The organism is Candidatus Woesearchaeota archaeon, from assembly GCA_018303425.1.
Lineage (GTDB): Archaea > Nanobdellota > Nanobdellia > Woesearchaeales > JAGVYF01 > JAGVYF01.
Window position 1 is genome coordinate 18,520 of sequence record JAGVYF010000019.1, and the last position, 18,658, is coordinate 37,177.

An 18,658-nucleotide genomic window follows, 5' to 3' on the forward strand; every position below is an offset into this window, starting at 1 on the left:
ATATTCCTTATGATATAGTAACCTTTATAAAGGCTTCTTTAATTCATATAGTAAATGGCTGAATTTAAACTTGTAATCTCTGGAAAAGAAGGCAAAACATTACAGAAAGAAATAAAAGAATCTGAAGCAGATGTATTCATTGGCTTAAAAATAGGTGACAGGGTAGAAGGCGCAAATTTAGGCTTTGAAGGATATGAATTTGAGATCAGGGGCGGTTCTGACTATTGCGGTTTTCCAATGAGAAAAGGTTTATCCGGTACACTAAGAAAATCTCTTTTAATGGGTAAAGGTGTTGGTTGTTTAGGCAAAGAAAGAAAGCTTAGAAAAAAAACATTACAAAGAAATCGCGGAGGATTTAGACGAAAAAAAACAGTATGTTCTGAGGTTATCCACGAAAAGATTTCTCAAATTAACCTAAAAATTCTTAAAACAGGTAAATCTTCTATTTTTGAAGTTCCTGCAACTGAAGAAGCTCCTGCATCTGAATAAACTATAATAAGCGTTACTTTTATATAGTTATATCTAGAATTTTCATATAATTAATGGCAAGACCAAAAAAAAACCCTGAAATTGTACAGCCCGAATTAAATATTGGCTTAGTCGGGCACGTTGATCATGGTAAAACTACTTTAACTGAAGCCCTTTCAGGTAAATGGACAGATACTCATTCTGAAGAATTAAAAAGAGGAATCACCATTAGGCTCGGTTATGCTGATGCTACAATAAGAAAATGTGAAGTTTGCGGCAAACATGTTCTTGAAAAAAAACATTGTAACAAATTAGCTTTAGCAGTAAGAAAAATTAGTTTTGTAGATGCCCCTGGCCACGAGAGTTTAATGGCTACTATGTTATCTGGCGCAACTATTATGGACGGCGCATTATTGCTTGTTGCAGCTAATGAAGAATGTCCTCAACCGCAGACGAGGGAACATTTAATGGCCCTTTCGATTTCCGGTCTAAATAAAGTGGTTGTTGTGCAAAACAAGATTGATATCGTAACAGAGGAACAGGCTATTAAAAATTATGAACAGATTCAAGCTTTCTTGAAAGGCACGGCTTATGAAAAAGCGCCAATTGTGCCAATTTCTGCGCAACGTCGTGTTAATATTGAAATATTGCTTGACATAATGATAGATACATTTAAAGTGCCAAAAAGAGATTCTACAAAAATACCTTTAATGTATGTTGCAAGGTCTTTTGATATAAATAAACCGGGTTCTAATCCGCTCGATATGGTTGGGGGCATTATCGGGGGAGCACTTGCGCAGGGGGAGTTTAAAGTAAAAGATGAAATTGAAATTCGGCCTGGAAAGACTTATAATGAGCAGGGGGTTGCAAAGTATAAATCCATTAAAACTAAAATATTCGCGTTGAAAACTGGCGGTGTTGACGTAAAAAAGTTAGGTCCGGGAGGTTCAATTGGAATTTTAACCTCTCTTGATCCTGCAATTGTTAAATCTGATGCACTTACAGGCAGTGTAGTTGGTCATGTTGATAAATTGCCGCCTGTATGGTCTGAATTAAAAATTGAGACACATTTAATGGAACGGGTTGTAGGCTCTAAAGAGGATCTTGTAGTTGAAGGCATTAAAATTGGGGAATCATTAATGCTCAATGTGAATGCAGCCGCGACTGTTGGGGTTGTTACAAAACTAAAAAAAGATTATTTTGAATGTAAACTTAAGCTTGCAGTGTGCGCAGATAATGGGGCAAGAGTCACAATTTCCCGAAGAGTCGGTAATAGGTTTAGGTTAATTGGTTATGGGGTTATTGTTTAAATAATCCGTATGAGCATAGCTAAGGCTATTTTGTGAAATTAACTGCTATAACATTAACATAATTTTGTTTATTGTTAAAAAACAACTTAATGAAGCGGTAAAAAATTATTCTCAATTTATTCTTAAATTTGTGCAAGAACCATCGGTGCTGTTCAGAATCATTTCATTCTCAATTAGTATCTTCGATTTAACTATGACTGCAAGAACATTTTTGGCTACTTTATGTTTCAAACATCGGAATTCCATTTGTCTTAAGTCACTTCGTTCCTAACTTACAACAAAATTGTAAGTATTGACAAGTGGTTTCACTACTGATTATTATTTTGGAATTTCGACTGTGCTCAAAATACGGCAGGGGGTGAGCAAAGCGAACATGCTATTCGTACCCAAGAATCTTTGATTCTGGGCACAGAAATGGCTCAGCCATATGAACCTTGAAACAGCGAGAGGAGTAAAGGATATTGAACCCAGAGATAAAATCATTCGGAATTATGTAGTTAGGAACTTAACAGAGGTTTTTGAGAAATATGGTTATTCACCATTTGAAACTCCCATTATTGAAAGATACGACGTACTTTCCGCAAAAGGCGGGGCAGGAAAAGAATCTGATGTTATGAAAGAAACTTTCAAATTAACTGATCAAGGTAAAAGAAGATTAGGTTTAAGATTTGAACTTACACTCTCTTTTTGCAGATACATTGGGATGAATCCTAACTTGAAAATGCCTTTCAAAAGATATGAGGTTGGGCCGGTATTTAGGGATGGGCCAATAAAATTAGGCAGATATAGACAATTTTGGCAATGTGACGTTGATATTGTTGGGACTAGAAGTGTTGTTGCTGATGCAGAATTAATTTTTCTTGCATTAGACTGTTTTAGAAGGTTAAATTTAGAGGCTTATTTAGAAGTTAATAATCGAAAATTATTGAAAGCAATAATTGATTATGCCGGGATTCAAGAATCAAAAGCAAATTCCGTAATTATTTCTATCGATAAGTTAGCTAAAATTGGCAAATCCGGCGTAAAAATCGAGTTAATTGAAAAAGAATTAAGCGAAAAAGAAATTAAAAAGTTATTTACTGCATTTGATATTGAAGGTTCAAATAAACAAAAAATAAATGAACTAAGAAAAATTTTATTGTCCGATTTGGGAAAGAAAGCATTGGACGAAACAGAAGAATTGTTTTCTTATATTGAGAATAAAGATGTAATTTTTAATATTGCACTTGCTCGCGGTTTAGGGTATTATACTGGGTCTATATTTGAGGGGTTTTTAAAAAAAAGTCAGATAACCGGTTCTATTTGCGGAGGGGGAAGATACGATAACATGATTGGGGACCTTCTTTCAACAGAAAAAGAATATCCTGCCACCGGAATTAGTTTTGGGCTTGATGTGATTACTGATGCGTTGAAATGCGATAACAAGCAAGAACAGGAAAGTTTAGTTAAAGTTTATGTTATTCCAATAAAAACATTAAAAGAATCTTTAGGGATTGCGCAAGAATTAAGAAAGAATAATCTTAATACTGATATTGACTTAATTGGGAAAGGAATCAGTAAAAATTTAGATTACGCCAATGCATTAAAAATTCCGTACGTATTATTTGTTGGACCGAAAGAATTAGAGATAAATAAAGTGAAATTAAGAGATATGAAAACAGGTAAAGAAGAATTATTATCAGTTAAGCAGGTAATTAAACAACTTTTGTAAGAACTTCGCATCCATTCTTAGTAACAAGTAATGTGTGCTCTGCCTGAGTTACCATTCCGCCAGACCTTTCAACCAATGGGGCGTATTCATGCACCATTTCAGTTTCATTCAATTTTTTCAGGGTATAGTTTACTTGCGCTTCGCTAAATTTTTCATATAAACTTCTTTTGGAGAAAGGCAAAGTTTTAAATTTTTTTTCAATATATTTTAAAATGTCTCTAGTAAATCCTACGCGCATTGCTTTGAAGCTCGTCATTGAAAAAATTTCGGGTATTCCTTGTTCTTTTATCATTCCTACACCCTCTGTTGCAAATGGTTCAATCGCAATTATTGTTCCTTCTTTAAGTTCTTCTCCATCGCCATTGTCATAGTTAGGGATTGTAGGATAACAATGTGTAATATATTGGTCAAGGCCGTGTCCGGATAAATTTTTTATCGGGTGAAAACCTTTTTTTGTAATTGCAGATTCGATTGCTAAGCCTATTGCGCCAATTTCAACCCCCGGTTTAACAATTGATATAGCTGCTTCTAATGCCTCGCGAGAAGCATCAATTAATTTTTTATACTTGCCTGACAAATCAATTGTACAGGCATTGTCACCGATATAACCATTTACATGCACGCCAACGTCAAGTTTTACAAGTTCATCTTTAAATATAAAATTGTCATCTTTTTTAGCGGCGTAGTGTGCAGCAGTATCATTGCACGAAATATTAACCGGGAATGCCAGCTCTCCGCCTTCATTTTTTATAAATGCTTCAATTTGTTCTGTTACATTTAACAGTTTAGCGCCAGGTTTTATTAAACTGCTGCCAAAATAAAGAGCCTTGCCTGCTATTTGTCCTGCCTTTCTCAAAGAATTAAAATCTTGTGTCATATGGGCTATACTACTGCTTCCCTATTTAAACTTTTTGGGGTGCTTAATAGTTTTGGGATAACATCGCGTGTAATTGGTTCTGTGAAAATAAATTTATTTGTATTTAATATATTTATTTATATTTGTCAGTCCCTACATTTTAATACGAAATTATCAAGGCTATTTTTGCAGATTTTTAATTTAGTGAATATGTTAATTTAGAGTTTGGAAAGGTTTGCATTTTCTTGGCAATAATTGTTTTATAGAACTTTTTAGGAGAGCATCCAAAAATCTGCTTTATTCCGAAAGTCCATTATTTAGATATAAGTATATCTCAATAATAATAGTTCGCCAAGAACCATTTCTTGCAATTATATTTTAGATACGAATACTAATTGATAATGGAACGACTCTGGACAAAACCCCCAAATCACAAATCTTATAAAGGTTGATTCTATAAATAAATCCGATGGTGAATTTAAACCTAAAATCAACTAAAGATATTAAGGTAGACAATAGCATTGTTAATCAAGTAGTTGGCCAGGAGATAGCTGTTAAGATAATTAAGAAAGCCGCGCTTCAAAGAAGGCACGTTCTTTTAATCGGTGAGCCCGGTACAGGGAAGAGTATGATTGGTCTTGCATTAGCAGAACTTTTACCTAAAGAAAAGCTGCTTGATACAATTTCTTTTAATAATCCTAATGATGAAAATCAGCCTTTAATTCGTACTGTGAAAGCTGGTGAAGGCAGAGAAATTGCAATGAAATCTAATCTCCAGGGTATGAATGCATTCAAAAATCAAACAATTATAATGTTCATCGTTGTGCTTGCAGTTTCACTTATACCTTATTGGTTATGGAGTACAAAACAAATTTCAGATATAATTTTTGCAGCGTCAATGATAACGGGTGTAATGTTCATCGTGGGTTTCATGTTATTCCTTAATGTTGGTCAAAGGGCTAACGGCAAAGTTAAAGTGCCTAAAGTTATAGTTGATAATTTTAAACGAAAGCAGGCACCATTCTATGATGCAACTGGTGCGCATGCAGGTGCATTGTTAGGTGATGTACTTCATGATCCGTTCCAAACTTTTTATCCTTTCACCGTAGTAACAAAACAGGGCCTAAGTGATCTTTCTCAAATAAAACTAATTAATCAAATTGATGTATTATTAGAAAAAAATAAAAACAAAATTATGAAAAAACACCTAAATAATTATGAAGCAATTCACTTGTCAAAGAATGAGTTACATATCTTAGGTGAAACAAACAATTCAATTTCTCCTGTTGAAGTTTTATCATGCAATCGTTATGATTATGATGGTGAAATGATAAAATTAACAACATCTGAAGATAAGGAACTTATTGTTACACCTGAACATAAAGTGGCTATTAACAAAAATAACCGAATTAAATATGTCGAAGCTCAAAATATCAAAAAAGATGATGAGGTTATTTCTAAATATGAGAATATTTTAATTGATGAACAAGAGATTATTAATACTTATGATGAAAGACAACAAGAACAGTGTAAATTTTATTATCAATATTTAAATATTAAACAAAAAAATCCTACATGGGGATATAAACGCATTGCAAATGCTATGGGTCAAAAGATTGGTAAAACAAGGTGGTGGCATGCTCAAAGACATACTCCTGTTCCAATTCAAACCGCAAACTGGCTTAAACAAAAAGGGTTACTTCCACTGAAAATTGATAGCCCTCAATTATCATTAATTGCTAAAGTTTTAGGTGCTACTTTTGGCGATGGTGGAATTTTTGAGAATTTAAATGGCATTTTCCTTTCAAGTTCTGAAAAATCAGCAGTTGAAGAGTTTGGTCGAGATATTGAAAACATATTTCAATTAGAGAAATATACAAACTCCAGAATTATTGAAGGCGGAGAATATGGTCATTCTTGGTGTTATAAAAATACCAACCGCAATGTGATAAGATTCTTTTTGGCTTTGGGCGCTCCTAAAGGAAATAAAACAACTCTGAATCTATTTGTTCCTAATTGGGTAAAGATTAATTCCGAATTTGAAAAAGAGTTTTATGGTTCTTTTTTAGGCGGAGAACTTGGAACACCAATAATTCATAAACATGGGAATTACTTAACTTCATTAGAAGTGGGTATAACTGGTACGTTGGAATTTAAACAAAACAGACTATTTTTCTTGTCTCAATTGAAAAACTATTTATCTATAAATGATGTTGAATGTACATCAATTTATGAAGGCAAAACAACAAGCCCGGACTCATTAATTTTTCGCTTGTTGATCGAAAAAAAGTTAGACAATGTTCTCTATTTTTTAATAAATATAAAAATTAATTATTGTAAATATAAAGTTGAAAGATTATATCGAGCACTGGGGAAATGGACGCAATTAAAAATAAATAAATATCATGAACTGACACAAAGAGGTTATGGCGCAGAACATGCGATGAAGACGCTTAACCTTAGTCCTAATTCATTATATTTAATTTTAAACCATTTTGGAGAAAAGGCAAAAACATGAAATTAATATCTGAAAAAGTAACAAGAGTAGAAAAAATTCATTATAAGGGCAAATTGTATAATGTTACAACTGATTCAGGTAATTTAATTGCTAATGGAATTCTATGTAAAAATTCAGGGGGCCTGGGCACACCTGCGCACGAACGAGTTATAGCCGGCATGATACATAAAGCGCATATGGGGGTTTTATTCATTGACGAGATTGCAACTTTAAAACCTTCTACGCAGCAAGATTTGCTTACTGCGTTGCAGGAAGGGCAATATCCTATAACTGGGCAATCTGAACGTTCAGCCGGCGCAATGGTAAGAACTGAACCAGTACCTTGCAGATTCATATTAATTGCCGCAGGAAATTTGGAAACTATTAAACATATGCATCCTGCTCTAAGATCAAGAATCCGGGGTTATGGCTACGAAGTTTATATGGATGACACAATGATTGATACTGACGAAAATAGGATGAAAATTGCGCAGTTTGTTGCGCAAGAAGTTGTAAAAGATAATAAAATCCCACATTTTTCAAAAGCTGCTGTTGAAGTCATAATTGAAGAAGCCAGAAAAATGGCTAACCGTAAAAACCATTTAACATTAAGATTAAGGGAACTTGGCGGGCTTGTCAGGGCAGCTGGTGACATTGGGCTTGAACAAAAAGCTAAACTTGTTGAACCAAAACATATTATGGCGGCAAAAAAAATTGCAAGAACTTTAGAAAAACAGATAGCTGATAAATTTATTGAACATAAAAAAGAGTACGAAGTTATTAGGACCAAAGGTATAGAAATAGGCAGGGTTAATGGGTTGGCTGTAATTGGTGGGTCTGGTGCATTTTCCGGTATAATTTTGCCGATTGAAGCAGAGGTAACGCCTGGCGGTAAAGAATCAGAAATAATTGCCACTGGTAAACTAGGTGATATCGCAAAAGAAGCAATAAAAAACGTGAGTGCAATAATAAAAAAATATTTTGGAAAAGATATCAAAGAGATCTATGATATTTATGTACAATTTTTACAAACATATGAAGGTGTTGAAGGTGATTCTGCCAGTATTGCAGTTGCAACTGCGGTCATTTCTGCGCTTCATAAAATTCCAGTTAGGCAAGACATAGCAATGACCGGTTCGTTAAGCGTGAGGGGGGAAGTTTTACCAATCGGGGGAGTTTCTGCAAAAGTTGAAGCAGCAATAGAAGCGGGTTTAAATGCCGTAATTGTACCAAAATCAAATGTACAGGATATTATCCTTGATAAAGATAAAGAAGGCAGGATAAAAATTATTCCTGTTGAGAACATTGCTCAGGTTTTAGAACAAATTCTTATATGGAAAGGTAAAGAAGACATTTTGAAGAAGATTAAGAGTGCGTAAGTTAAAACAACGGTTTCCCATAAACCCCATCATACCCTGGCTCAATCTTAACTTCGCCATTTCTGTACCTAATAATCGCATCAGCAATCTTTATGTCCGTATATTTGATTAATTCTTCACGCGGAGTATGAAGCAAAATCTTAAATTCATGTCCAATTTTAGAAATTTTATTATATTCTTGTACAACAGATTTAGTCATAATGCCCCTACCCATGATAGCAGAAATAATCTCTGACAACGGAATTAAGGTGTGGTAAGTTTTAGCATCTGCAGGTTTAAAACCATAGGGCCTATCAGCAAGTTCTTCAATTCTGTGTTCAACACCGATGGTTAAACCTTTATTACATTTCGGGCAGATATTGTTTAATTTTACAGATTCATCAGGTTTTAGCGCAACATTGCAGTTTCTGTGCCCGTCAATATGATATTTTCCATATGCAGGGTCAACTTCAATTGTTCCAGCAAGTCTTTCTTTAGTATGCAATGATTTGATTATTGAGTCATAAGAAAGTTTACAATCAAAGATTGTTGCTTCTCTTCCAATCTTATGCGGCCAGAATGAGTGCAAATCTGAAAAGGATACTAACGAATATTTGTCAAGTTGTGAAAGTCTCCAGTTCATGATAGGGTCCGAACTTAAACCCGTTTCAAGTGCATGTATATATTTAGTTTGATCATGGAAAGCTTCTTGCACAGAATTAAATCCAGAGTTGCTTCCAAGCAACCCAAACCATGGAGTCCAAATATGCGCAGGTATGACTTCAATATCCTTAGATATTGAACGCAACGATTCAACAAACTCAGGGCAAGGAATTTTAAATATTGGCCTTCCATCATAGTCAACTCTGCCTTTAGTTTTAAGCCATTCAGTAATTTGCGAAACAACTTCAAATGATGGTGCAAGCACGAGGTTATGTACACGACGACCTTTGTTATCTTGCGTATAAACTAAAGAAATTTCAGTTGTAAGCATAAATGGAAAATTAGTTTTAGTATAATAAATCTCGTTTTCTTTTCGAATTAATGACTCTTTCAAATGCTCTATCCACTGCGGGTGTGTAAAATCCCCTGTTCCTAATAATGAAACACCTTTAATCTTTGCATACTTTTCAAGTTTTTGTCGCTCTAGAGTATTTTCCATGTATATGTAAATCTGCTATAATAGTCATAACATTGTAATAAAAATAATCTTATATAAACTTTTATATATACAAAACACCTAATTTTTGCAATGGTTAAAAGGCTTCATAAAATATCAAATAAAGAAGTTGCGCAAATCTTTTATGATATAGCGGACATTCTTGAAATTCAGGATGTGCAGTTTAAGCCAAGGGCATATGAAAAGGCTGCGCAGGAGATTGAATTATTGCCTGAACTGCTTTCTAAATACTACGAAGAAAATGTGATTGATAACATTCCCGGAATTGGGAAAAGCATAACTGAAAAAATTCGCGAGATTCTTGAGACTGGAAAATTAAGATATTTTGAAAAGTTAAAAAAGAAGCTGCCGGAAGGGATTTTTAAATTAATGCAGGTTTCGGGCATAGGGCCAAAGAGAATAAAAAAATTACACATTGAATTAAAAATTAGATCCTTATCTGATTTAAATAAAGCAATCAAACAGCACAAGATACAGGAACTTGAAGGGTTTGGGAAAAAATCTGAAGAAGATCTTGAAGAAGGTCTGAAACTTGTCAAGCAAAGAGAGACAAGGTTGTTGCTAGGTGACGTTTATCCTTCAGCAATGGAATTAGTAAAAAAATTAAAAACTGTTGCCAAAGATGTTACTCTTGCAGGTTCTGTTTTAAGGATGAAAGAAACAGTGCACGATGTTGATATTCTTGCAACTTCAGATATGCCTGGAAAAATTATTCAGTATTTTACAGAGCTGTCTCAGATAAAAAGGGTTCTGGCTAAAGGCTCAACAAAAGCTTCTATCATGACAAAGGATAACGTGCAGATAGATTTGAGAGTTGTAAAACCTGGACTATATGGTTCAGCATTTCAATATTTTGCAGGTTCAAAAGAGCATAATATTGCATTAAGAAAGATTGCTATAAATAAAGGTTATAAATTAAATGAGTATGGTTTATTTTTAAGAAAAACCGGCAGGGTTATTGAATCAAAAGATGAAAAAAAGATATATCAAAAATTAGGGTTGCAATGGGTTCCTCCTGAAATAAGGGAGTATAATGGAGAGATTGAAGCAGCGCAGAAAAATAGGATACCCCAGTTAATAGAATTTAACGATATGCAGGGAGATCTGCATACGCATACTAATTATAGTCATGGTGATAATAGTTTGACAGAGATGGTCGAAGCAGCGAAAAAGCTAGGTTATAGTTATATTGGGATTACAGATCATTCTAAAACTTTAAGGATTGCTAAAGGTATGCCAGTAAATAAATTATTGGGACAGATTAAAGAGATTGACCAGTTAAATGGGTCAGTTAATGGAATCAAGGTGCTGAAAAGTGCTGAAGTTGATATTCTTGTAGATGGTTCTTTGGATTATTCTGATGATGTGCTTAAACAGCTAGACTATGTTTTGGCTTCAATCCATTCTGGATTTAATAAAGATAATACAAAACGAGTTTTAAAGGCAATGGACAATGATTATGTAAAAATTATAGGTCATCCTACTGGAAGATTAATCAATGCGCGGGACTCTTTTTCATTGAACTTTACAAAGATTTTTGCAAAAGCAAGAGAGCGCGATATTGCTTTGGAGATTAATTCTCAACCTTTAAGGTTAGACTTAAAAGACTCATTTATCCGCGAGGCCGTTGAGCAAAAAGTAAAGCTTGCAATAAACACAGATGCCCATAGCACATATCAGCTTAATAATATGATTTATGGCATTGGCCAGGCAAGAAGGGGCTGGGCAAAGAAATGTGATGTTATTAATACAATGAGCTATTCTGAGCTTATTAAATTCTTTAAAAAGTAAAACTTTATATATCATAAATATATTTAATATTGTTATGGGCAATGGTAAAACTATAAGTATCATATCAATTAAAGGGGGTGTTGGAAAAACTACTACGACTGTGAATCTTGGAGCTATTCTTGCTAAAGATTTTAATCAGAAAGTATTATTAGTGGATGGCAACCTATCTTCACCAAACTTGGGCGATCATATAGGCATAATTAATCCTGATTTTACATTGAAAGATGTTTTGATGGACAAGATTGGCGCTAGCGGCGCCATATATAAACACGAATTGGGTTTTGATGTTATACCCTCAACTTTTACACCGAATGCAGATAGGTTTAGCGTGTTTAAACTCAAAGAGAAACTTCTTAAGATTAAGCGTAATTATGATTTTGTATTAATTGATTCTTCTCCGAATTTAAATAACGAAATGCTTTTGGCAATGGTTGCAGCTAATGAATTAATAGTTGTTACAACTCCGGACACACCTACATTAAGGTGTACGATTGAAGCTGTTGAAGTTGCAAAACAACAAAAAACACCCATATCTGGCTTAATTATCAATAAACAACGTGGAAAACGGTTTGAAGTTACAAAAAAAGATCTTGAATCTCAGACAAAGGTTCCTGTTTTGGCTGTGCTTCCTGATGATATAAAAATTCTTGAATCTTTGTCCAAGACGACACCATTACCGTACTATAGTCCTAAAACCAAAGTTACTAAAATGTATCATAACATTGCAAAACATATAATGGGAGAAACTGAAAATTCTGTTGTTATAAAGCAACCATTTAAAAGCCGGGTAAAAAACTTTTTAAACAGATATATTACGATAGAAAGCGGTAATCAGCCAATCAAGGAGTAATTTAATGACATTATTTAAAAAAAAGGTTCCAATTGGCCAGTTAAAGATACGAGAACTTTATAAAACTCCAAGGGAACAAATATTTTCTTTACAAAAACGGTTTGATTCTTTGCAGGATATAGATATTAATTTAACAACTCATTTAGGAGAGCTTGATCTAAATGCTTGGAGTGAAATAAAAGAAATAGAATCTATTCTAGGGAACCTTAAAAAAAGCATGGACCAAATAAATCAAGATATTTCTTTTATAGGAAATAATCAGGAATTTTTTATTTCAGAATTAAACTTGACTGCTAAAAATGAAGATTTGCTCCGTTTTTCAGATGATTTGGAACGAATAAAACCATTTAATTTTATTACCATTAAACAATTTCAAAAACTTTTAAAGGACATGATTAACTAAATTCCTGCGCTTTTCCGCCCATTCTTTGCATAAGTTTTTTAATCCCTTTTTCAGATCCTGCGCTGCTTCCAAACATTTTCATCATTTTTTTGGTTTGCTTGTGTTGTTTTAATAATTCACGCACATCACTGGTTTCAGTGCCGGACCCATTTGCAATTCTTTCAATCCTGGTTGAAGTTATTTTTTCAGGGTCTTCAAGTTCATCTTTAGTGCAGGAGTCCAGGATAAATTTCCATTTTTTCAGTTTGCTTTCTTGAATTTTTAATGCATCTTTTGGGAGTTTTATTTGCCCCATGCCCGGAATCATTTCCATTAATTTCCCTATGCTGCCCATTTTATTCATAGCTTCCATTTGTTGGTAAAGGTCAAGAAGATTAAAATCCCCCTTCATTAATTTTTTACCTAAATCTTCTGCATCTTCTTCATTGATTGCATCTTTAGCTTTTTCTAGCAAGGTTTGAATGTCTCCCATACCGAGTAATCTGCCTACAAAACGTTTAGGTTCAAAAAGTTCAAAATCATCTATCTTTTCACCAGTGCCGAGAAATTTTACCGGCGCAGATGTAATTGCGCATGCGCTTAATGCCCCGCCTCCTTTCGCAGTGCCATCAAGTTTTGTTATTATTACTCCTGTGACATTACAAGTGTTATGGAAAGTTTCGGCTTGTTTTTGCGCGCTTTGTCCGACATCGGCTGCCATCACCAATAAACGTTCATCAGCTTTTATGCAATAATTAATTTTTTTAAGTTCTTCTACAAGTTCATCATTAAGCGCATCTCTGCCGGCTGTATCAATTATTAATAAATTATATTTTAAAAGTTCATGTTCAAATTTTTTATAAATTTCAACTGGGTCTTTTATTGCTGAATCTCCGAATACTGGAATATTCAAATTTTGACCAAGGGTTTGTAATTGTTTAAGCGCTGCAGGTCTCCATGTATCTGTGCTCATTAATGCAATTTTATATCCGCGTTTTTGATAGAATTTCGCAAGTTTTCCTGCAGTCGTAGTTTTACCGTTACCGAATAAACCAATTAACATGATTTTGAAGGGTTGTTTTTTTTCAATTTCTAGTTCTTTAGGTTCTTTACCTAAAAAATTAGTTAATTCTTCATATAATATATTAATTAGAAATTCTTTTTTCGATAATCCTTTTGGTGCATCATCCTTCAATGCCCTTTCTTTGATTTTATTTGTCAGTTCAAATACAAATTTAACATTAACATCACTTTTAAGCAAGGCTTTTTGTAAATCCTTGATTAATTCATTCACTAATTTTTCATCTACAAAAATAGATTTTGCAATCTTATTTAATGTATTCTTGAGGGATTCGCTTAAATTTTCAAGTATCATTATGATAGAGGACCGAAGTGACCTTTATAAAGCTAACGCCTAATTTTATCACTTAGATAAGTAAATAAAAAAAAATAAATAAAAATAGACAAAATTCTAGATCTCGATATCTAGATCACTTTCCAATGTGTCAAGTTCACTTGTATCCAGTTCCTGATTTAATTGATCAACTTCTTTAATTTCTGAATCAATTGCAGGAGTAGTAGCTTGAGCACTTTGTTGAACTTCGTTATTGTCTTGAATAGGCGCGCTTTTTGAGCATCCTATAATTGTAACTAACAATACAATTCCGATTAATAAGATTGCAGATTTTTTCATTGTGCATCACCTACTTCAGTTGAATCTTCATTTTCATTATCAATCTGATCTTCAATCTCATCTAAATCTGAATCTTCAAGTTCTTCGGTTCCGTCATTGTCAGCAATAGATTTTACAATCTGTTGTAAAACACTTTGTGCTTCCTTCAATGCTTCTTTAGCTTTTGTAATATACTCATGAGCTGTTTCAACATTCCTTGCATCGTATTCTGTTTTTGCAAGTTCAAAGTTTGCTTGAGCATTTTCAAGGAAGCTATTAAACTCAACAATTAATGGTTCGGTAGCGCCAGTATCTTTACTAGCTTCAGCCATCCTTTCAATAATCCTGTTTAACTTAACTTTTAAATGTTGTGAACTAATTACAATTCCACCTATTCTTGAATTAACAAGTTTACCTGCAGCCCTTTTTACTGCTTGATTTGCTTCTTGAGTAACTTTTCTTAATTCTTTGAACGCTGTATTAATATCAGCTTTAGGTGTAGTCTCATCAAAGTTTTCAACTTTTAACATTATTGCATTAACTTTTGCAATCTCTTTTTCCAAGAACGCTTTAGAGTTAGCAACTTCATCTTCAGTTAAGTATTCAGCAGAATCAACTCTTTCTAATAACTGATTTAAAGTTTCAAGAACTCTTTCGCTTGCGTGTTGTAAAACTTTTTTAGCATCAGCTTTAATTTCAGGACAATTATCGTCTTCACAAGCTATTTCTTTCTTTCTTTCTTCAAATTTATCCATTGCTTTCTGATAATTATTTTTTGCAACTTCATACCTTTCTTTAGCTTTTTCAAGTTTATCTCTTGCATTAGTTAATTTTTCTTTTGTTAAAGCCCTTGCTTTGAACTCTCTTTCTTTTTTGTATTTTTCAAAGTTTTCATCCTGCTCAAGTTCTTGAACTTTTCTTAAAGCTTCAGATTTATGTTCAACAATGTTTTGGATTCTTTCAAGATCTTTCTGTTGTAGATTTGCTACAAGTTTTAACCTTTTTTGTGCCTTTACTTCACAGCCTTCAAGACCTTGTTCTTTGCACTTTTTCACTGCCTGCATTAACCTTGATTCCTGAAATTCTCTAAACTCTTCTTTTGCCAGAGTTTTAATTCTTTCAGCTTGTTCTGCGGTTGCAAGTTTTTTGATTTCTCTGAATACGTTTTCTTTAGTTTTTGCAGCTTCACCAACTACTTTTCTTGCTTTCTGAGTTAATTCTCTTTTAACTGAATCTGAATTATCTGTCTTTTCAGTTTCAGTATTTGTTGTTTCAACATTTGCAGATTCTGTGTTATCTAAATTGGTACTGTCAGTATCTTCTTCGGCAAATGCCAAAGGAACAATACTAAAAACCAGTAAACACATAATCATCAATGCGTATGTTTTTTTCATGATAAATCCCTCCCTTATTTTATTTTATTATATTTTATAAAAACATAATTCGCCAAATCTTTTTTTTGGGTTAGTATTATTCTGATGATTTTTGTTTATAAACTTACTTTTTTTTTAAATCATTTTTAATCAATTATCAAAGCTTTAACACTTTACAAAACTTTACAAAGCCTCGTTTAAACAAATAAAGCTCTTTTTAACCCCATTTTGGCTATTGCTCGTAGAAAACTATTTAAACCACATTTCGTTTAAAGTATACATGAAACGTTTATTATTTTTTGTTTTGATATTTATTTTATCAATTTCATTGGTTGAAGCGGCTACTGTTCAAGGTACTATTTACGATTTATCGTTAAATAAAGCTAATAATGTAATTGTGACGGTTGATTCTAAACCTATACAAAAAATCATTTCACCTTACGGATTTTATACTTTTGATCTACCCTTGGGCGAATACAACCTTCGCGCAGAATATTATGAAGACCAAGTCTTAATTTCTATGGCAGAAGAATTTGTATTAATTGAACAGCAAGGAACATTTAGAGTTGACCTTGTATTATTTTCAAACCTTGAAGATGATACAGAAGTAATTGAATTACCTGAAACAACTTTGGAAAGAGAATCTTATTGGTTTTATTATGTACTGGCACTATTCATTATTGGTATTTTCTTTTTGAGGTATCGTTTAATTCAAGTTAACAATAATAAATCAATTAAGAATGAACAACTTAAACAAGAGATTAAAATAGTAAAAGTTGACACTGAACTTAATGACCTTCTAAATCTTATCAAGCAAAACAATGGAAGAATAACACAAAAAGAAATAAGAAAACATCATCCATCAATGTCGGAGGCTAAGATGTCATTAATGATAACTGAGCTGGAACATAAAGGTCTAGTAAAGAAAGTTAAAAAAGGCAGAGGGAATGTTATTTTTAGAAGATAATTATTCATCATTTTTCAAGAGATAATTAACTCAATTATTGATTGCGTCTATTCCTTTTTCTTTGTGCATACAATTTGGCAGTCCTGGATTGTCATACAAAATTGCGGGTATTCCCGTTGTGTAAGTATAATCAACTTTATAACCTGCACTTTTTAAATTTTCAGATAATTCTAATAATTTTGGATCTTGTCCTTCCAAAGAAGAGTCAAAAAATGTTATTCTGCTATTTTAATTTTGTCATTTAAATTCATTCACTCATCATCCTTTTCAAGCCATTCAATTAACTTTTCAATACTTTTTTCTCCTACAGCTTTACACGTTGCCATATCTGCCTCACATACAATGTTGGAATGCATGCAACAGGAATTGTTGAAACCTTGTATCCGATATTAAGAAGCTTTTCAACATATTTCTGATTCTCTTTATCTTCCGGGTGATAGCAGAAACTAATCTTGTAAGTTTCAATTTTTTTTTGTAGTGTTAATTTTGGCATCTTAATCATTCATGTAGTCTTTGTATTTCTTAATTAGTTCTTCTCGCACAAATGTATTATGCTTTCCTACAATCTTTTCTAGGTCATTTCTCGTATCAAACTGTTCAAATGCTTCTAGGGTAGGTTTACTTATCTTAAGCTCAAATTCTTCTGTTGGTTTAGATGCAATGTACATGCGTAATTGTTCCCTTAAATCTGAAACTGTTTTCGCACTTGCAATTGTGATGTAAGAAGGCACTTCTTCTCTATCATCCTGGTCAAAATGAAATCCACTTTGATAATATAATCTAAATTATGAATTTTTTTCTAAGTATAATTTTGTCATTTTAGATCACCCTTATTTAATATTTTTTCAATGCTAGTTTTCTGTATTTTTTTCATTTTCATCCATCCTCCGACTATTCATTTTAATTTATCAAGGAGTGTCTTTCTGTACTCCTTAATTGCTCGTTCATCTTTGATTGTAATCGTTCCAGTATAGAAGATTGGTTTAGATAAGATTTTTTCGGGAATACTTTCTATGTACCAAAATAAACCCTCTAAATCAAAACATCTATAATATTGGAACATATTTGGCCTTCTCAAATTTTTTGAAATTCCTGCAAGAAAGGCAATGGGTTCATATTTATCATAACCTTCTACATAGAATCCTAAATTATCTTTTTCCATCTTAATATCTAACTCAAACAATCACATTTAAATATTATTCCGCACTTTTCACACCACGGAAGTATGAAAATGGAAGAACTAAAAGCGTTAGGCTTATCGACTTACCAAAGTAAAGCGTTAGAAGTACTATTTAGTAAACGATATACTCTGAAAGAGTTAAGTAAAGTAACTGGAATCCCTGCCGGAAAAATATCGACAGTAGTTAAACAATTATTAGAAAAAGGATTAGTACAGGAAACAAGCACAAGGCCTAAACATTTGTATATTGAAAACGTTTCCATTATTATTTCTAAATTAATTAGAGATTATGAACTTAAACAGCAAAGTGTTACCGATAAACTCCATGATTTAGCCACGCATTTTGATCAAAAAGCAAATAGGCAAACTCATTTTTTTGAAATTGGGACAAATGTGAAAGATAATAAAAGACTGCAATTAAGAACTTTTCATGAGGCCGAACGTGAAGTATTACAAATAATAAATATTCACCATAAACCTAAATCGAATAGAGAAAGCAAGACTTTATGGGAAAAAGAAATTGGAAATGCAATTAATAGAGGCGTTATGTTCAAAGCAATTTATCCCCTGGGCATAGAACTTCCTTTGATTTTAAATTTTCTTGATAAAACTAAATTTCAAGTAAAAAGAGCAAACCTTGATTTTACACGATGCGATATTATTGATAGTAAAAAGGTTTTATTAAAACTTGTGCATGAAGATCCAATCACATTCGGCGGTGTAATATTTATCGAAAACCAAAAATTTGCAGAAAACCTCAAAATATTATTTTTTAAATTTTGGCAAGAAGCTGAATAAAAAATCCTTTAACCAGGTTCCAAAATTCTGAAAAACCCTTATTCGCGCCTACAACTGCACCAGTTATTAAATTATTTGTGTCATTACTATTTTCTGTTCCGGTTTGATTATCAACTCCAACAACCGCGCCAGTTATTTGATTCTCTGAAATCGTGAAACTTGCTTGCGTAGTACCGGCATAAACTTGCTGAATTATTAAAATCCATATTAATAATAACATTATTAATCTTTTCATGATAACTACGAAATGAAAGGACAATAAAAA

19 protein-coding genes and 1 pseudogene are annotated in these 18,658 nt (G+C 33.0%); 10 read left to right on the top strand and 10 right to left on the bottom strand.

Annotated features, from left to right (window positions below):
* Positions 1–54 precede the first annotated feature (54 nt).
* The 3 genes from J4418_03080 (at position 55) to hisS (ending at position 3,489) form a co-directional block, all read left to right on the top strand.
* Complete coding sequence (locus J4418_03080) at positions 55–489, top strand: 30S ribosomal protein S6e (protein MBS3113039.1); 435 nt, start codon at positions 55–57, stop codon at positions 487–489.
* Positions 490–542: 53 nt separating this feature from the next.
* A complete protein-coding gene (locus J4418_03085; GenBank protein ID MBS3113040.1) occupies positions 543–1,778 on the top strand; it encodes a translation initiation factor IF-2 subunit gamma in 1,236 nt (411 codons plus the stop codon).
* 427 nt (positions 1,779–2,205) lie between these two features.
* Positions 2,206–3,489, top strand: coding sequence for a histidine--tRNA ligase (hisS, locus tag J4418_03090; protein ID MBS3113041.1), 1,284 nt, complete (start codon positions 2,206–2,208; stop codon positions 3,487–3,489).
* On the opposite strand, the gene map is transcribed toward hisS, so the two are convergent.
* Complete coding sequence (gene map, locus J4418_03095) at positions 3,473–4,366, bottom strand: type II methionyl aminopeptidase (protein ID MBS3113042.1); 894 nt, start codon at positions 4,364–4,366, stop codon at positions 3,473–3,475. The two genes, hisS and map, sit on opposite strands and share 17 nt — an antisense overlap.
* 448 nt (positions 4,367–4,814) lie before the next feature.
* Here map and J4418_03100 point away from each other — a divergent pair, with 448 nt between their 5' ends.
* Positions 4,815–6,863: an ATP-binding protein gene (locus J4418_03100; protein MBS3113043.1), complete on the top strand. Its 2,049-nt coding sequence runs from the start codon at positions 4,815–4,817 to the stop codon at positions 6,861–6,863.
* Positions 6,860–8,221, top strand: coding sequence for an ATP-dependent protease LonB (lonB, locus tag J4418_03105; GenBank protein ID MBS3113044.1), 1,362 nt, complete (start codon positions 6,860–6,862; stop codon positions 8,219–8,221). The genes J4418_03100 and lonB overlap by 4 nt, the downstream gene beginning before the upstream one ends.
* A 1-nt stretch (position 8,222) precedes the next feature.
* On the opposite strand, the pseudogene J4418_03110 reads toward lonB, so the two are convergent.
* Positions 8,223–9,390, bottom strand: a pseudogene (locus J4418_03110) (DNA helicase UvrD).
* A gap of 83 nt (positions 9,391–9,473) precedes the next feature.
* Here J4418_03110 and polX point away from each other — a divergent pair.
* Genes polX through J4418_03125 form a run of 3 tightly spaced genes read left to right on the top strand, consistent with a single transcriptional unit; the run spans position 9,474 to position 12,424 of the window.
* Positions 9,474–11,171 carry a DNA polymerase/3'-5' exonuclease PolX gene (gene polX, locus J4418_03115; GenBank protein ID MBS3113045.1) on the top strand — a complete coding sequence of 566 codons (1,698 nt, stop codon included), beginning with the start codon at positions 9,474–9,476 and terminating at the stop codon, positions 11,169–11,171.
* Between the two features lie 34 nt (positions 11,172–11,205).
* Positions 11,206–12,021 (top strand): MinD/ParA family protein, encoded by an 816-nt coding sequence (locus J4418_03120; protein ID MBS3113046.1) that lies wholly within the window; start codon positions 11,206–11,208, stop codon positions 12,019–12,021.
* A gap of 4 nt (positions 12,022–12,025) precedes the next feature.
* Positions 12,026–12,424 carry a hypothetical protein gene (locus tag J4418_03125; protein MBS3113047.1) on the top strand — a complete coding sequence of 133 codons (399 nt, stop codon included), beginning with the start codon at positions 12,026–12,028 and terminating at the stop codon, positions 12,422–12,424.
* Here J4418_03125 and J4418_03130 read toward each other — a convergent pair.
* The 3 genes from J4418_03130 to J4418_03140 form a co-directional block, all read right to left on the bottom strand.
* The gene (locus tag J4418_03130; GenBank protein ID MBS3113048.1) at positions 12,417–13,778 is read right to left on the bottom strand and encodes a signal recognition particle protein Srp54; all 1,362 of its coding nucleotides are present in this window, start codon (positions 13,776–13,778) and stop codon (positions 12,417–12,419) included. The two genes, J4418_03125 and J4418_03130, sit on opposite strands and share 8 nt — an antisense overlap.
* Positions 13,779–13,874: 96 nt before the next feature.
* Entirely contained in the window at positions 13,875–14,096 is a 222-nt protein-coding gene (locus J4418_03135) for a hypothetical protein (GenBank protein MBS3113049.1), read from the bottom strand.
* The gene (locus J4418_03140; GenBank protein ID MBS3113050.1) at positions 14,093–15,469 is read right to left on the bottom strand and encodes a hypothetical protein; all 1,377 of its coding nucleotides are present in this window, start codon (positions 15,467–15,469) and stop codon (positions 14,093–14,095) included. The genes J4418_03135 and J4418_03140 overlap by 4 nt, the downstream gene beginning before the upstream one ends.
* 259 nt (positions 15,470–15,728) lie before the next feature.
* Between J4418_03140 and J4418_03145 the strand changes: the two genes are divergently transcribed.
* Positions 15,729–16,415, top strand: coding sequence for a hypothetical protein (locus J4418_03145; GenBank protein ID MBS3113051.1), 687 nt, complete (start codon positions 15,729–15,731; stop codon positions 16,413–16,415).
* Positions 16,416–16,445: 30 nt separating this feature from the next.
* On the opposite strand, the gene J4418_03150 is transcribed toward J4418_03145, so the two are convergent.
* The 4 genes from J4418_03150 to J4418_03165 all read right to left on the bottom strand — a co-directional run bounded on the left by J4418_03150 (position 16,446) and on the right by J4418_03165 (position 17,577).
* On the bottom strand, positions 16,446–16,613 hold the full coding sequence (locus J4418_03150; GenBank protein MBS3113052.1) for a hypothetical protein: 168 nt from the start codon (positions 16,611–16,613) through the stop codon (positions 16,446–16,448).
* Between the two features lie 106 nt (positions 16,614–16,719).
* Positions 16,720–16,908 carry a hypothetical protein gene (locus tag J4418_03155; protein MBS3113053.1) on the bottom strand — a complete coding sequence of 63 codons (189 nt, stop codon included), beginning with the start codon at positions 16,906–16,908 and terminating at the stop codon, positions 16,720–16,722.
* Position 16,909: 1 nt separating this feature from the next.
* Entirely contained in the window at positions 16,910–17,146 is a 237-nt protein-coding gene (locus tag J4418_03160) for a hypothetical protein (GenBank protein ID MBS3113054.1), read from the bottom strand.
* Between the two features lie 164 nt (positions 17,147–17,310).
* Complete coding sequence (locus J4418_03165; GenBank protein MBS3113055.1) at positions 17,311–17,577, bottom strand: hypothetical protein; 267 nt, start codon at positions 17,575–17,577, stop codon at positions 17,311–17,313.
* A gap of 69 nt (positions 17,578–17,646) precedes the next feature.
* Between J4418_03165 and J4418_03170 the strand changes: the two genes are divergently transcribed.
* Positions 17,647–18,393: a hypothetical protein gene (locus tag J4418_03170; GenBank protein MBS3113056.1), complete on the top strand. Its 747-nt coding sequence runs from the start codon at positions 17,647–17,649 to the stop codon at positions 18,391–18,393.
* On the opposite strand, the gene J4418_03175 is transcribed toward J4418_03170, so the two are convergent.
* Positions 18,368–18,628: a hypothetical protein gene (locus J4418_03175; GenBank protein MBS3113057.1), complete on the bottom strand. Its 261-nt coding sequence runs from the start codon at positions 18,626–18,628 to the stop codon at positions 18,368–18,370. The genes J4418_03170 and J4418_03175 overlap by 26 nt on opposite strands.
* Positions 18,629–18,658 lie beyond the last annotated feature (30 nt).

What these genes read in the sequence shown, in the direction of transcription:
- J4418_03080 (MBS3113039.1), top strand. Translation starts at nt 55, where the DNA reads ATGGCTGAATTTAAACTTGTAATCTCTGGAAAAGAAGGCAAAACATTA.
- J4418_03085 (MBS3113040.1), top strand. Translation starts at nt 543, where the DNA reads ATGGCAAGACCAAAAAAAAACCCTGAAATTGTACAGCCCGAATTAAAT.
- hisS (MBS3113041.1), top strand. Translation starts at nt 2,206, where the DNA reads ATGAACCTTGAAACAGCGAGAGGAGTAAAGGATATTGAACCCAGAGAT.
- map (MBS3113042.1), bottom strand. Translation starts at nt 4,366, where the DNA reads ATGACACAAGATTTTAATTCTTTGAGAAAGGCAGGACAAATAGCAGGC.
- J4418_03100 (MBS3113043.1), top strand. Translation starts at nt 4,815, where the DNA reads ATGGTGAATTTAAACCTAAAATCAACTAAAGATATTAAGGTAGACAAT.
- lonB (MBS3113044.1), top strand. Translation starts at nt 6,860, where the DNA reads ATGAAATTAATATCTGAAAAAGTAACAAGAGTAGAAAAAATTCATTAT.
- J4418_03120 (MBS3113046.1), top strand. Translation starts at nt 11,206, where the DNA reads ATGGGCAATGGTAAAACTATAAGTATCATATCAATTAAAGGGGGTGTT.
- J4418_03125 (MBS3113047.1), top strand. Translation starts at nt 12,026, where the DNA reads ATGACATTATTTAAAAAAAAGGTTCCAATTGGCCAGTTAAAGATACGA.
- J4418_03130 (MBS3113048.1), bottom strand. Translation starts at nt 13,778, where the DNA reads ATGATACTTGAAAATTTAAGCGAATCCCTCAAGAATACATTAAATAAG.
- J4418_03135 (MBS3113049.1), bottom strand. Translation starts at nt 14,096, where the DNA reads ATGAAAAAATCTGCAATCTTATTAATCGGAATTGTATTGTTAGTTACA.
- J4418_03140 (MBS3113050.1), bottom strand. Translation starts at nt 15,469, where the DNA reads ATGAAAAAAACATACGCATTGATGATTATGTGTTTACTGGTTTTTAGT.
- J4418_03145 (MBS3113051.1), top strand. Translation starts at nt 15,729, where the DNA reads ATGAAACGTTTATTATTTTTTGTTTTGATATTTATTTTATCAATTTCA.
- J4418_03155 (MBS3113053.1), bottom strand. Translation starts at nt 16,908, where the DNA reads ATGCCAAAATTAACACTACAAAAAAAAATTGAAACTTACAAGATTAGT.
- J4418_03165 (MBS3113055.1), bottom strand. Translation starts at nt 17,577, where the DNA reads ATGGAAAAAGATAATTTAGGATTCTATGTAGAAGGTTATGATAAATAT.
- J4418_03170 (MBS3113056.1), top strand. Translation starts at nt 17,647, where the DNA reads ATGGAAGAACTAAAAGCGTTAGGCTTATCGACTTACCAAAGTAAAGCG.
- J4418_03175 (MBS3113057.1), bottom strand. Translation starts at nt 18,628, where the DNA reads ATGAAAAGATTAATAATGTTATTATTAATATGGATTTTAATAATTCAG.